The sequence below is a fragment of the Glycomyces sp. NPDC046736 genome, assembly GCF_040645615.1.
Taxonomy (GTDB): domain Bacteria; phylum Actinomycetota; class Actinomycetes; order Mycobacteriales; family Micromonosporaceae; genus Glycomyces.
The window spans coordinates 154,832-166,883 of record NZ_JBEYYO010000009.1 but is presented as its reverse complement, the minus strand read 5'-3'; the positions used below and the strand labels follow the sequence as shown (position 1 = coordinate 166,883).

The 12,052-nt window shown below is 68.8% G+C and carries 13 protein-coding genes; 6 read left to right on the top strand and 7 right to left on the bottom strand.

From position 1 onward, the window contains the following. Positions 1-47: 47 nt before the first annotated feature. Complete coding sequence (locus AB0B28_RS11545) at positions 48-1,184, bottom strand: glycosyltransferase family 4 protein (protein ID WP_360119789.1); 1,137 nt, start codon at positions 1,182-1,184, stop codon at positions 48-50. Between the two features lie 129 nt (positions 1,185-1,313). Here AB0B28_RS11545 and AB0B28_RS11540 point away from each other — a divergent pair, with 129 nt between their 5' ends. Next, the gene (locus AB0B28_RS11540; protein WP_360119787.1) at positions 1,314-2,747 is read left to right on the top strand and encodes an NYN domain-containing protein; all 1,434 of its coding nucleotides are present in this window, start codon (positions 1,314-1,316) and stop codon (positions 2,745-2,747) included. Here AB0B28_RS11540 and AB0B28_RS11535 read toward each other — a convergent pair. Beyond that, positions 2,744-3,163 carry an RDD family protein gene (locus AB0B28_RS11535; RefSeq protein ID WP_360119785.1) on the bottom strand — a complete coding sequence of 140 codons (420 nt, stop codon included), beginning with the start codon at positions 3,161-3,163 and terminating at the stop codon, positions 2,744-2,746. The two genes, AB0B28_RS11540 and AB0B28_RS11535, sit on opposite strands and share 4 nt — an antisense overlap. 273 nt (positions 3,164-3,436) lie before the next feature. Between AB0B28_RS11535 and glnA the strand changes: the two genes are divergently transcribed. The 3 genes from glnA (at position 3,437) to AB0B28_RS11520 (ending at position 5,988) form a co-directional block, all read left to right on the top strand. Beyond that, positions 3,437-4,861 carry a type I glutamate--ammonia ligase gene (gene glnA / locus AB0B28_RS11530; protein ID WP_360119783.1) on the top strand — a complete coding sequence of 475 codons (1,425 nt, stop codon included), beginning with the start codon at positions 3,437-3,439 and terminating at the stop codon, positions 4,859-4,861. A gap of 120 nt (positions 4,862-4,981) precedes the next feature. Continuing rightward, positions 4,982-5,680, top strand: coding sequence for an AzlC family ABC transporter permease (locus AB0B28_RS11525; RefSeq protein ID WP_360119781.1), 699 nt, complete (start codon positions 4,982-4,984; stop codon positions 5,678-5,680). After that, complete coding sequence (locus tag AB0B28_RS11520) at positions 5,677-5,988, top strand: AzlD domain-containing protein (RefSeq protein WP_360119779.1); 312 nt, start codon at positions 5,677-5,679, stop codon at positions 5,986-5,988. Before AB0B28_RS11525 ends, AB0B28_RS11520 begins: the two co-directional genes overlap by 4 nt. 115 nt (positions 5,989-6,103) lie before the next feature. On the opposite strand, the gene AB0B28_RS11515 is transcribed toward AB0B28_RS11520, so the two are convergent. Both AB0B28_RS11515 and AB0B28_RS11510 read right to left on the bottom strand, forming a co-directional pair. Continuing rightward, the gene (locus AB0B28_RS11515) at positions 6,104-7,192 is read right to left on the bottom strand and encodes a hypothetical protein (protein WP_360119777.1); all 1,089 of its coding nucleotides are present in this window, start codon (positions 7,190-7,192) and stop codon (positions 6,104-6,106) included. A 254-nt stretch (positions 7,193-7,446) separates the two neighbouring features. Next, positions 7,447-8,547, bottom strand: a complete 1,101-nt coding sequence (locus tag AB0B28_RS11510) for a sugar-binding protein (protein ID WP_360119775.1) — start codon at positions 8,545-8,547, stop codon at positions 7,447-7,449. Positions 8,548-8,859: 312 nt separating this feature from the next. Between AB0B28_RS11510 and AB0B28_RS11505 the strand changes: the two genes are divergently transcribed. Beyond that, a complete protein-coding gene (locus tag AB0B28_RS11505; RefSeq protein ID WP_360119773.1) occupies positions 8,860-9,774 on the top strand; it encodes an MBL fold metallo-hydrolase in 915 nt (304 codons plus the stop codon). 3 nt (positions 9,775-9,777) lie between these two features. Here AB0B28_RS11505 and AB0B28_RS11500 read toward each other — a convergent pair whose 3' ends face one another. Next, on the bottom strand, positions 9,778-10,281 hold the full coding sequence (locus tag AB0B28_RS11500; RefSeq protein ID WP_360119771.1) for a MarR family transcriptional regulator: 504 nt from the start codon (positions 10,279-10,281) through the stop codon (positions 9,778-9,780). Positions 10,282-10,413: 132 nt separating this feature from the next. On the opposite strand from AB0B28_RS11500, the gene AB0B28_RS11495 reads away from it, so the two are divergent. Next, positions 10,414-11,322, top strand: coding sequence for an EamA family transporter (locus tag AB0B28_RS11495; RefSeq protein ID WP_360119769.1), 909 nt, complete (start codon positions 10,414-10,416; stop codon positions 11,320-11,322). A 22-nt stretch (positions 11,323-11,344) separates the two neighbouring features. Here AB0B28_RS11495 and AB0B28_RS11490 read toward each other — a convergent pair whose 3' ends face one another. Further along, entirely contained in the window at positions 11,345-11,782 is a 438-nt protein-coding gene (locus tag AB0B28_RS11490) for a type II toxin-antitoxin system VapC family toxin (protein ID WP_360119767.1), read from the bottom strand. Then, on the bottom strand, positions 11,782-12,024 hold the full coding sequence (locus AB0B28_RS11485; protein WP_360119765.1) for a hypothetical protein: 243 nt from the start codon (positions 12,022-12,024) through the stop codon (positions 11,782-11,784). The genes AB0B28_RS11490 and AB0B28_RS11485 overlap by 1 nt, the downstream gene beginning before the upstream one ends. Between the last annotated feature and the right edge of the window lie 28 nt (positions 12,025-12,052).

Below are 12,052 nucleotides of genomic sequence, written 5' to 3'. Positions count from 1 at the left end.
GTCTCGTCGTCGGGTTCTGGCCTCGCCTCCGGAATCGAGCGCGGGCGTCAGACCGTCTCGCCGTAGAGCATGCCTTCGAGCCTGCCCGCCTGGCGTTCCCAGGTCCATTCGCTCAGGGCCCATTCGCGGCTGGCCTCGCCGAGTCTGCGGGCCAGGTCGGGGTCGGTGAGCACTTGGGTGAGCCGGTAGGCGATCTCGCCGAGGTCGCGGCCGTCCACGACCCAGCCGGAGCGGTCGTGGAGGACCGTGTCGGGCGCACCGCCGGAGTCCCCGGCGATCACCGGCAGGCCGCACGCGGCCGCTTCGAGGAAGACCGCGCCGAGCCCTTCGACGTCGAGGCCCCTGCGGCGGGTGCGGCAGGGCATCGCGAACACGTTCCCGGCCGCGAAGTGCGCGGCGAGCTCGTGTTCGGGGACCCCGCCGGTGAACACGACCTCGTCCTCCACGCCGTGCCTGCGGGCCAGCGCCCGCAGCCGGGCCTCGTAGGGCCCTTGGCCCACGATGAGGAGCCGCACGTCGTCGCCGACCTGTTCGCGCACATGGGGAAGCGCGGCGATGAGCTGGTCCTGGCCCTTGCGCGGCACCAGGCGCGAGACGCACACGATGACCGGGCGGTCTTCGAGGCCGTACCGCTCGCGCACCTGCGTCCCGTCCACGCCGGGATGGAACGTCTCGGCGTCGATGCCGAACGTGAGCTGTTCGAGGCGGGTGTGCGCCGCGGCGACGGGGGCGATGCGGCGGTGGGTGTAGTCGCCGAGGTAGGTCATGACGTCGAGGCCTTCGGCGATGCGGCCGAGCAGCCTCCGGGTCCCGGGCATCGCGGCCCAGCCGACCTCGTGGCCGTGCGTCAGGGCGATCGCGCGCTCGATGCCGGTGTGGTGCTTGAGTCCCGCGGCCAGGAGCCCGAGCGGCGCGGCGGCGCCGAACCAGACGCGGTCGCAGCGCCGCTCGCGGGCGAGGTCGGTGACGGCGCGGGCCACGCGCGGGGTCGGCAGGAGCATCGAGGCGCGGTCGCGCACCACCTCGAAGGGCTGCGCGGCGTCGAACTCGGCCCAGCCCGGGGAGGTCGAGGTGTAGACCACGAGGTCGTCGGAGGGCAGCCGGAGGGCCATACCGTGCACAAAGGTCTGAATGCCGCCCCGGCGGGGCGGGAAGTCGTTGGTCACCAGCAGCGTCCGGCTCATCATGTTCCCCTTCATGATCGCCCCAGTCTGACATGCCCCGGCGGCGGATGAGGCGATCCGGGATGACAGGGCGGTGAAGTGCAGCGGTCGACAGTTCCGCACGGTGAGCGCGGTGGCACACTGGTGGCCATGTTGAGCGGCGACGAGAGCAGCGGCGAAGGCCCCGATCGGGAGGGCTCGGCCGGTGCGGACGCGTCCGCGCACACTCCCGACGCGGGCGGCGGGGGCTCCGAATCCGAAGGGGCCGAAGGGGATCCGGCCGAACCGGAGACCGCCGGGCCGGTGGTGTTCCTCACCGAGCCGGTGCGGCGGCGGGCCGTGGAGATCGCGGCGGTCGCGATGCCGGGGCTGGTCTCGGCCCGCGTCCCGGCCCGGCTGCGCCGGTTCCTCAAGTTCAGTCCCCCCAAGCGCGCCAAGCTCGCCAGGTCCGAGATCGCAGCGGCGCTGTCCTCGGACGCGGCCTTCAGGGAGGGCCTGGCCGAGGTGCTCACCGCGACCGACTCGCCGCTGATCAAGGCGATCGCCTCGGGCGACGAGGTCTCGCCGATGGCCGACCCCTCGGAGGTCGCCGCGCTCACCTACCTGCTGCGGCCCGAAGGCTGGCGCGAGCTCATCGCCACCGCTGCGCTGGCGGTCCACGAGACCCCGGAGACGCCCGCGCCCGCGGCCGAGGACGCGAGCCTGAAGCGCTTGTCGGCCTTGGAGAAGGAGAACGGGAAGGTCAGGTCGGCGCTGGCCGACCAGCGGGCCGCGGCCGCCACGCTGCAAGAGGAGCTGCGGCGCGCCAGGCGCGAGCTCAAGGACGCCGAGGAGCGCGCCGCGAAGGCCGCGCGGGACCTCGCGGCCGAGCGCGGGAGGCTCAAGCTCCTCGACACGGAGCGCCGCTCCGAGCGCCGCCGCCTCGAATCCGAAGTGGAGACGCTGCGGGACTCCCTGGAGCGGGCCCGCAAGGCCGACAAGGAGACCGAACGCCTGGCCTCGTCAAGGCTGTGGCTGCTCATGGAGACGCTCTCGGGCACCGCGACCGGGCTGCGGCGCGAGCTCGGGCTCGAACCGGTGGACGACCGCCCGGCCGAGTACGTGGCCGACCAGATGTGCGACGACCCGCAGGAGCGGCTCGTGGAGGGCTCGCGGGGCCTGGACCAGACCGATCCGCAGCGGCTCGACCACCTGCTGGCGCTGCCGAACCCGCACCTGATCGTGGACGGGTACAACGTCACGATCAGCGCGTGGGGAGAGACCCTCACCCTTGAACAGCAGCGCAACCGGCTCGTCCAGGGGCTCGGGGCGGTGGCGGCGCAGACCAACGCCGAGATCACCGTGGTCTTCGACGGGGCCGACGCGGTGTTCGGGGCCAAGCCCCAGGCGCGCGGCGTGCGGGTCCTGTTCAGCGCCAAGGGCCAGATCGCCGACGACGTGGTCGTGGAGCTCGCCCGGGTCGAGCCCGAGGGCCGCCCGGTGATCGTGGTGTCCTCCGACCGGGAGGTCGCGGTGCGGGCGCGCAGAGAAGGCGCCTACCCGGTGCCCTCGCCGCTACTCGTGCGGTGGCTCCAGCGGGCCTAAGGTGCGACCTTGAGCATCACCGAGTCACCGGCCAGGTCGTGCAGGCCGCGATGGTAGGGGTGGAAGAACGCGGTCAGGGCCGGGAACGCCAGCGACAGCAGGATCGCCCGCAGGATCGAGCGCCACAGCGGCAATCGGCCGCCGTCGGTGGCCGAGACGCACGAGATGCGCATGAAGTACATGCCCGGGGTCTGGGTGCCGATCGCGAGCGCGCCCGCGTAATAGGCGAGGAACAGGCCCGCGGGGACCTGGTTGACCCCGGCGAACTCGATCGTGACTCCGAGGGCCCAGTCGACGAGGTAGGACACGATCAGGCAGAGCGTCCAGTCGATCAGGAGCGCCACGAACCTGGCGATCAGCGGGGCCAGGTCCTGGCCGGTCGTCTCTGGGGCGTTCGCACCGCGTCGGCTCGTCATGGCCAGAGTCTACGACTCGTGCCGAAGCGCCCTCATGTGCACCGGTCTGAGCAGTGAATTCAGGCGATCGTGAACAGGATCGCATTTTGCAAGTAACACGCGCGAAACATTTGAGTTACGACCGGGCAATTCGCCACGGCTAGCGTTTCGCCTAATAAGCTTAGGCGTCGACAGCGAGGTCGGCCCGACAGGCTTGGCCCCTTGCGGGTCAGGGCCGGGCGGCGGCCGTTCGACGGGCCTCCCGGCGACTCACCTACCGAGAGGAATACCTTCGTGTTCTCCAGCCCTGAAGAGCTCCTCGGCTACGTCCGCGACAACGACGTGAAGTTCATCGACGTCCGCTTCTGCGACCTGCCCGGCGTCATGCAGCACTTCAACATCCCGGCCGAGGCCTTCGACGACGACCTCCTTGAGGAGGGCCTGGCGTTCGACGGCTCCTCCATCCGCGGGTTCCAGCAGATCCACGAATCGGACATGCTGCTCCTGCCGGACGTGGCGACCGCGTTCATCGACCCCTTCCGCGAGCAGAAGACCCTCGCGCTGAACTTCTTCATCCACGACCCCTTCACCCGCGAGGCCTACAGCCGCGACCCCCGCAACATCGCGAAGAAGGCCGAGCAGTACCTCGCCGGGTCCGGCATCGCCGACACCGCTTACTTCGGGGCCGAGGCCGAGTTCTACATCTTCGACTCGATCCGCTTCGACCAGAACGCGCACGAGGGCTACTACCACATCGAGTCCGTCGAGGGCGCCTGGAACACCGGCGCGGTCGAAGAGGGCGGGAACCTCGGCTACAAGCCGCGCCACAAGGGCGGGTACTTCCCGGTCGGCCCGGTCGACCACTTCGCGGACCTGCGCGACCGCATGGTCACCAACCTCATCGAGGGCGGGCTCACCATCGAGCGCGCGCACCACGAGGTCGGCACCGCGGGCCAGTCCGAGATCAACTACCGCTTCTCGACGCTGCTGCACTCGGGCGACGACGTCCAGAAGTTCAAGTACATCATCAAGAACACCGCCACCCAGGCCGGCAAGACCGTGACCTTCATGCCGAAGCCGCTGTTCGGCGACAACGGCTCGGGCATGCACACCCACCAGTCGCTGTGGGCCGGCGGCGAGCCGCTGTTCTACGACGAGACCGGGTACGCGGGCCTGTCGGACACCGCGCGGCACTACATCGGCGGCCTGCTCAAGCACGCCCCGAGCCTGCTCGCGTTCACCAACCCCTCGGTCAACTCGTACCGCCGCCTCGTGCCCGGCTACGAAGCGCCCGTGAACCTCGTGTACTCGCAGCGCAACCGCTCCGCGTGCACCCGCATCCCGGTCACCGGCTCCAACGCCAAGGCCAAGCGCGTCGAGTTCCGCGTGCCCGACCCGTCGAGCAACCCGTACCTGGCCTTCTCGGCCATGCTCATGGCGGGCCTGGACGGCGTCAAGAACAAGATCGAGCCGCCGGCGCCGGTCGACAAGGACCTGTACGAGCTCGGCCCGGAGGAGTACGGCGACATCCAGCAGGTCCCCGGCTCGCTGGAGCAGGTGCTCGACAACCTGGAGGCCGACCACGACTTCCTCACCGAGGGCGGCGTGTTCACCCCCGACCTGATCGAGACCTGGATCAGCTACAAGCGCGAGAACGAGATCGACCCGATCCGCCTCCGCCCGACTCCGCACGAGTTCGACCTCTACTACGAGGTGTAAGAAGCATGGTTTCGTGACCTGATCGGTTGCGGGACAAGGCGTCACAGGGCGCGGCCGGAAGATTCCGGCCGCGCCCTGTAGCGTTTGCCGGGCCGCTCGATGCGGGGGCATACTTCGGCGATGCCCTTTGCAATCCTCAAACGCCTCGACCGGGGCCTGGTGCGCGACGTCGCCGCCCTGGCCGCCGGGATCCTCATCGTGGGGATGTCCTTCGGCGCCATCGCCACCGCCCAGGGGCTGCCGTGGTGGCAGTCCAGCGCGATGTCGCTCTTCGTCTACGCCGGGGCCTCCCAGTTCGCCACGATGGGGATCATGACCGGCGGAGGCGGTCTCCTCGCGGGCGTCGCCACCGGGCTGATCCTCAACCTGCGCCACCTCCCCTACGGGATGGCGATCGGGGGGATCTACTGGACGAGCCTGCGCTCCAAGCTCGTGGGCACCCATGTGCTCATCGACCAGTCCACCGCGTTCGCGCTGGCGGCCGGCGACGACCGGCGCCGCGCCCGGCAGGCGTTCTGGACCGTCGGACTCACCCTCTTCGTGGTGTGGAACGTCGGCACCGTCATCGGGGCGCTGGCCGGGCAGTTCATCGCCGACCCGGCGGCCCTGGGCCTCGACGCGGCGCTGCCCGCGATCCTGCTCGCGCTGGTCATGCCGAGCCTGAAGGACCGGCGGACGCTCCTGGCCGGGATCGTCGGCACCGCCGTCGCGCTCGCGACCAGCTTCTTCCTGCCCGCCGGGGTGCCGGTGCTGCTGGCGTTGGTGGGCCTGGTCGTGATGTGGAAGGGCACCGGAACGCGAGAGGAGGCGGCGGCATGACCATGCTGATCGGGATTCTGGCGCTGGCCGTGGGAACGTATCTGATCCGGCTCTCAGGGCCGCTGCTGCGCAACCGGATGACGCTGTCGAAGCGGGCCGAGACGCTGCTCAAGGCCGGGGCCACGGTGGTGCTGCTGGCGCTCACGGTGACTTCGGCGCTGCTCGTGGACGGCGCGTGGGCGGGCTGGGCCCTCCCGGCCGGGGTGCTCGTCGGCGGCGTCCTGGCCTGGCGCAGGGCCCCGCTCGCGGTGGTCGTGGTGGCCGCTGCGGGCACGACGGCGTTGCTGCGCCTGGCCGGGGTGGCCTGACCGGCTGCTCCCGGTCTACGGGATCTGCCGTGGAATGGAGAAGGGCCGCACAGCGAAAGCTGTGCGGCCCTTCCCTTTACGCGTTACCGGAGTCCGGGTCCGCTAGGGACGCGGTCTACCAGTCCTGAGCGACGCGGCGGCGACGCATGAACAGGAAGATCGCAGCGGCGGCCACGATGAGCGCGGCGGCCGAACCGATCATGATGGTCAGCGAGCTACCGGTCTGGTCCAGCTTCGGAGCGGCGGTCGGGGACTCGGACGGGGCCGGGGTCTCCTCGTCGCAGGGGATCCACTGGACACCGCCGTAGGTGGCGTCCTTCGGGGTCTCGATGTAGTAGTCGACCCAGAGGTCCTCGCCGGAGACGGCCTTGTAGGTGCGGGTCTCGGACGCGCCAGGCTGGACGTCGAAGTACTCGGGCTCGTCGGTGAGGCTCGTCCACAGACCGAAGGTGGTGGTCTCGCCGTCGGCGGGAACGCTGAGCGTGAAGATCAGGCCCTCGCAGTCGGCTTCGACGGAGACGTAGTCACACAGGGCGTTGCCGGTCCACACGACGGTGTCGACCAGTTCCTCACCGGCGTAGATCTCGACGGAGAGCTCCGAGTCGGCGTCGTCCTTGAGGAAGTAGTGCCAGAAGTCCTCGTCGACACCGGGGGTCTCGGAAACCTCTTCGCCGTTGCTGCCGACGAAGGTGAAGGTCTCGAGCGCCTCGGGGTTCTCGTTCCAGGCCCAGACGGAGATGCCGACACAGTCGACCTCGCTGCCGATCTGGGTCACGGGCTCTTCGGGGCCTTCGACCTCGCAGCCACCGGTGGGCTGGTAAACGGTGACAGGCGTACCGGGGCTGCTCTGGTTGTTCTTCTCCCAGTGACCAGCGATCTGGAGGGTGACCGAGGGGACGTCCAGGCTCAGAGTCTGGGTACCGATGAGCGGGTCGCCGCCGAGCTTCGGCAACACGGCGCCCACGACGATGTCGCCCGAAAGGCCTTCACCGCCGATGATCTCAGTGATCTTGCCCGGATTGCTCGGGTCGTCGATCCAGTCGGTGGCTTCCCAGTTCACGGTCCAGCCGTCCTCGGCACAGACCGACGAGCCCTTGAGCTCGACGTGGTGTGCTTGGGCGGCGGAGGCGAAGGTGACCGCTCCGGCGAGGCCGAGGGCGACGCTTCCGGTCAGAGCCAGCACCCGCTTGAGGGTACGGTTCATGTCTCTCCTAAATAGATGACAGGTGTTAAGGGGGGTTCGGGGCCGCGCGGTCGGGGGTGTCGGCATCCGACCGGCCCAGGCACCGTACCAAAGGAGACACGTCCCAAAGCGAAGAAGGGTCGCATAACGATCTTGTAACGCAAGGGGCGTGAACTCTTGTGGCGCAATTGCTTCCATGCGGCCGGAGTTGACCGAAATGGGAACGGCGAACGGCCGGGCTGCGCCCGGCCGTTCAATGTGGTGATTCGGGAGGGTTAGGCCTGACCCGCGTCGATCTGCTCCTCGGTGAGGTAGCCGGAGTCGACGATGAGCTCCTGGTAGTTCTCCGCGGTCACGTCGACCGGGTCGAGCAGGTTCGAGGGCACGTACTTGAAGCCGTTGTCGTAGGTGCCGAGGTCGTTGACCTCGGGGTCGCGGCCCTCCACGAGCGCCTTGACCATCTCGGTGACCGTCCCGGCCAGCAGCCGGGTGTCCTTGAACACCGTCTCGGTCTGGCCGGTGCCCTCCTTGATGGCCTTGAGCGACTCGGCCTCGGCGTCCTGGCCGGTCACGACCGGGAAGTCGTCTTCGCCGGGCTCGTAGCCGTTCGCGACCAGCGAGGCCACGATCCCGCGGCTGATGCCGTCGTACGGGGAGAGCACCGCGTGGAGCTCGACGTCCTCCTTGTAGAACTCGTCCAGAAGGGTGTCCATGCGGACCTGGGCATTGTCGCCGCTCCAGCCCTGGGTCGCGGTCGGCTCCTGCTCGGTCTGGGCCGAGGGGATCACCACATCGCCCTCGTAGAGGTAGCTCTCCAGCGTGTCCATCGCGCCCATGAAGAAGTACTGGGAGTTGTTGTCGCCGAGGTCGCCGGAGAACAGCTCGATGTTGACCGGGCCGTTGCCCTCGGGCAGGCCGAGGCGCTCGATGATGTGCGTGGCCTGGAGGACGCCCACCTGGTAGTTGTCGAACGTGGCGTACAGGTCCACGTCCGGGGTCTCCAGGATGAGCCGGTCGTAGGCGATGACCTGGACGCCCGCGTTCTTGGCCTTCGCGAGGACCCCGCCGAGCGAGGTGTTGTCGATCGCGGCGATGACGAGGAACTCGACGCCCTGGTCGATCATGGACTGGATCTGGGAGATCTGGTCCTCGACCACGTCCTTGGCGTTCTCGTGGAGGACCTCGTAGCCGAGGGCCTTGAAGTTCTCCTCCAGCAGCCTCCCCTCGATCACCCAGCGCTCTGAGGTGTCGGTGGGCATCGAGATGCCGGTGAATCCGGTGAGTTCGGGCGAGTCCTCGCCCGCGCCGCATCCGGCCACCGACACGGCTGCGAGGCCTGCCGATCCGTACAGCAGACCACGGCGACTGAGGTGCATTGGGAAGGTACTCCTTCGTACGCGACAGGGGTTCATTTCACCCCGAAACCTACACGAGCCGAAAATTCGACAAGTTGGTCATTCCGTGATGGATCCGCCGCCCGGCAAGGGGACGAAACGGGAACGCGGCCGCGTTAACGGACCGCATTTCGGTTCCTACGCCTGCCCGGAACGAAACCATCCGGAGAGAACGTAGAACGTGCGGAAAGCGCGCTCCGCGCGCCCCCTTCCCAGAGCGACGGACCTCGCGCGCGGGCCGTCACTCACCGTGGACCACGCGGCCTCGGGCGGGGCGTGAATATCATTGCGTCCATGAGCGACCGTTGGATCGAAGTGGCCGACCGCGTGTGGGTGCGCCGCCTGGAAGAGCTGGACCAGTCCCTCGGGCTGGTCGTGGGCGACAAGAGCTGCCTGGTGATCGACACCGGCATCAGCGCCGACGCGGGCTTCGCGTACGCCACCGCCGTGCGCGAGCTGACCGACCTGCCCTGGCAGATCGCCTACACGCACGACCACTACGACCACTGGTTCGGGACCGCCGCGTTCGGGGAGTCGGCGGTGTGGGCCGTGGCAGACGGGGCGCACTACATCGGTTTCGGCGACGACCAGCGCAAGAAGTGGGTCGCGAAGTACCGGCGCGACGGGCGCGAAGAGGACGCGCGGCGCATCGCGGCCTCGCGGCTGGTCCCGCCGAACTGCCAGGTGAACGGCGCGGTCGGCCTCAACTTGGGCGGGCGCACCGTGATTCTGCGCCAAGTGGGCTTGGCGCACAGCGACAACGACATGGTCGTGGAGGTCCCCGACGCCGGGGTGCTGTTCGCGGGCGACCTGCTGGAGCACGGCGCGCCGCCCACGTACGCGTCGGCGTTCCCCTACGAGTGGCCGCGGGCCGTGGAGTACCTGCTGAGCTGGAAGCCGCCGGTCGTGGTCCCCGGGCACGGCGACCCGGCCGACTACTGGTGGGCGCGTGGGCAGGTGCGCGACCTCGACGAGGTGGCGCGGCTGTGCCAGGAGGTGGCGCGGGGGTTCATCACCGAGGCCGAAGCCGAGGCGCACTGCCCGTTCGGCGCGGACACGATGCGCACGGCGCTGGAGCGGTGCCGGGAGCTGGCCCCTCCCCCGCCCGAGCCCGCTGCGGAGGCTCCGGCGGAGACGCCGGTGCAGGCCCCGCCGCCGCCCACCGTCATCTACGACGTGTTCGACTACTACGTCGACCTGAGGCCCTAGGGCCTACTCGAACGGCTGGTCCTCGAAACCGAGGTGGAGCTTGCGCAGCAGGCCGTGGAGGTCCTCGATCTCCTCTTCGGTGAGCACTTCCAGGGCCTCGTTCTGAAGGTCGAGGCCGGTGCGCACGGCCTCCTCGATGACCTCGCCGCCGAGCTTCGTCATGCGCACCTTCAGGCCTCGCCGGTCGGCCGGGTCGGGCAGGCGCTCCACGAAACCGGCGGCTTCGAGCTTGTCGAGCCGCCCGGTCAGCCCGCCGGAGCTGAGCATGAGGGTCGCACCGATCTCCTTGGGAGAGAGGGTGAACGGCGGCCCTGAACGGCGGATCGAGGCGAGCACGTCGAACTCGTTGGGCCCCAGGCCCTGCTCGGCCCGGAGCCGGTGAAGGCGCTCGCCGAGCTTCTGCGAGATCCGGTGGATGCGCCCGAACAGGGCCATCGAGTCGAGTCGCAGGTCGGGCAGCTCGCGGTGCCACTGCTCGATGATGCGGTCCACGGCGTCCTCAGTCATGCCTGTCATTGTCTCGTCCCCGTCTCAGCGACGCTGAAGTACCTCAAGGTGATCTAACTCAAGGTCAAGTATCTTGACATAAAGTAGCTTGATGCTAAGCTAATTATACTCAAGCAACTTGAAGGAGTCACCATGAACCGCGGCACCAGGGACCTGCTCCTCACCGCCCTCGCCCCCGTCATGTGGGGCACCACCTACCTCGTGACCACCGAGTTCCTGCCCGCCGACCGGCCGTTCCTGACCGCGATGCTCCGCGCGCTCCCCGCGGGGCTGCTGCTCATAGTCCTGGCACGGAGGCTGCCGCGAGGCTCGTGGTGGTGGAAGTCGGCGGTCATCGGCACGCTCAACATCGCGGTGTTCTTCGCGCTGCTGTTCATCGCCACCTACCGGCTCCCCGGCGGCGTGGCGGCCGTGGCCGCGGCGGTCGGACCGCTCGCCACCGCCGGGGCCACGCTGTTGATCCTGCACCTGAAGGTGCGGCTGCGGACCTGGCTGCTCGGCATCGCCGGAGTCGCGGGCGTCGCGATGGTCGTGCTCACCGCCGAAGCGGCGCTCGACCTGGTCGGGGCACTGGCGGGCATCGGCGGCGCGGTCTCGATGGCCGTGGCCGTAGTGCTCACCAAGAAATGGGGCCTCCCCGAAGGGGCCGGACCGACCGCGCTGGCGGGCTGGCAGCTCACCGCGGGCGGCATCCTGCTCGTGCCGCTGGCGTTCGCGGTCGAGGGCGGCCTGCCCGCGATGACGGGCACGAACGTGCTCGGCTACGTCTACCTCGGCCTGGTCAACACGGCTCTGGGCTACTGGCTCTGGTTCCGCGGCATCGGCCGACTCTCGGTGGTCCCCTTGAGCTTCCTGGGCCTGCTCTCCCCCCTGACGGCGGCCACCGTGGGCTGGCTGGCCCTGGGCGAAACCTTCACCGCCTGGCAGATCGCAGGCTTCGCAGTCGCCCTGGCGGCGACAGTGACAGCCCAACTCCAAAACCGCCCCCCGAAGACCCCGCCGGCAGTCAAGGAACCGGAACTCGAACTGGCCCGAGCCTGACCGCGCACCACACGACCCGGGCTCACTTCGCGCGGGTCGGGTCGATCCAGCGGACCGCTGCGAAACCTCCGAAACCCGTGTCGGCGCTGGCAATCGTCAAACCGTGCTCGATTGCCAGCGCCACGAGATGTGCGTCCGGGATCAGCTTCGAGGTGGGTTTCTCAGTGCTCATGATCTGTCCGAGGATATTCCGATGGCCTGGTCCCGGGATCGGAATCCAGACCGCTGGGCTTGCCAACCATGCCTCAACCTGATCCCAGGCCTCTCCGGCGGTATACGGTTCGCTTCGCGCCCGCGGATTCGTCATGATGCGCATGAAACCCAGCAGGGTCTCCCATGGCAGCCCGACGGTCTTTCCCCTGCCGTTCATCTGATGGTCCAGCCAGGCCACCGCAGTCGCATGCCGGGGCTGGTCTTCGTCCACTGCGTAGATCAGGACGTTAACGTCGACCAGGAACACTATTTGTGCTCCTCGCCTTCCAGGAGGGCAAGCATCTCCGCAGTGTTCGCCTCATATGGCAGGAGCTGTTTGCCGAAGCTCCGCGGCTTAGTCCAGGTCCGCTTCTCCTCTGTCTGGGGGCTGGGGTTCTCCCAGGCGTCCAGACCGAGGCCGAGCAGGTGATTGATCGTGTCCTTGAAGGTCATGTGCCGCTCTGCCTGGAGCGCTTCAATGCGAATCGCGATGCTGTCTTCGATGGTCACCGTGGTCCTCATACATCAATCTTGACAT

Coding starts and splice junctions, on each gene's coding strand:
- AB0B28_RS11545 (WP_360119789.1), bottom strand. CDS start 1,184: ATGAGCCGGACGCTGCTGGTGACCAACGACTTCCCGCCCCGCCGGGGC.
- AB0B28_RS11540 (WP_360119787.1), top strand. CDS start 1,314: ATGTTGAGCGGCGACGAGAGCAGCGGCGAAGGCCCCGATCGGGAGGGC.
- AB0B28_RS11535 (WP_360119785.1), bottom strand. CDS start 3,163: ATGACGAGCCGACGCGGTGCGAACGCCCCAGAGACGACCGGCCAGGAC.
- AB0B28_RS11525 (WP_360119781.1), top strand. CDS start 4,982: ATGCCCTTTGCAATCCTCAAACGCCTCGACCGGGGCCTGGTGCGCGAC.
- AB0B28_RS11520 (WP_360119779.1), top strand. CDS start 5,677: ATGACCATGCTGATCGGGATTCTGGCGCTGGCCGTGGGAACGTATCTG.
- AB0B28_RS11515 (WP_360119777.1), bottom strand. CDS start 7,192: ATGAACCGTACCCTCAAGCGGGTGCTGGCTCTGACCGGAAGCGTCGCC.
- AB0B28_RS11510 (WP_360119775.1), bottom strand. CDS start 8,547: ATGCACCTCAGTCGCCGTGGTCTGCTGTACGGATCGGCAGGCCTCGCA.
- AB0B28_RS11505 (WP_360119773.1), top strand. CDS start 8,860: ATGAGCGACCGTTGGATCGAAGTGGCCGACCGCGTGTGGGTGCGCCGC.
- AB0B28_RS11500 (WP_360119771.1), bottom strand. CDS start 10,281: ATGACTGAGGACGCCGTGGACCGCATCATCGAGCAGTGGCACCGCGAG.
- AB0B28_RS11495 (WP_360119769.1), top strand. CDS start 10,414: ATGAACCGCGGCACCAGGGACCTGCTCCTCACCGCCCTCGCCCCCGTC.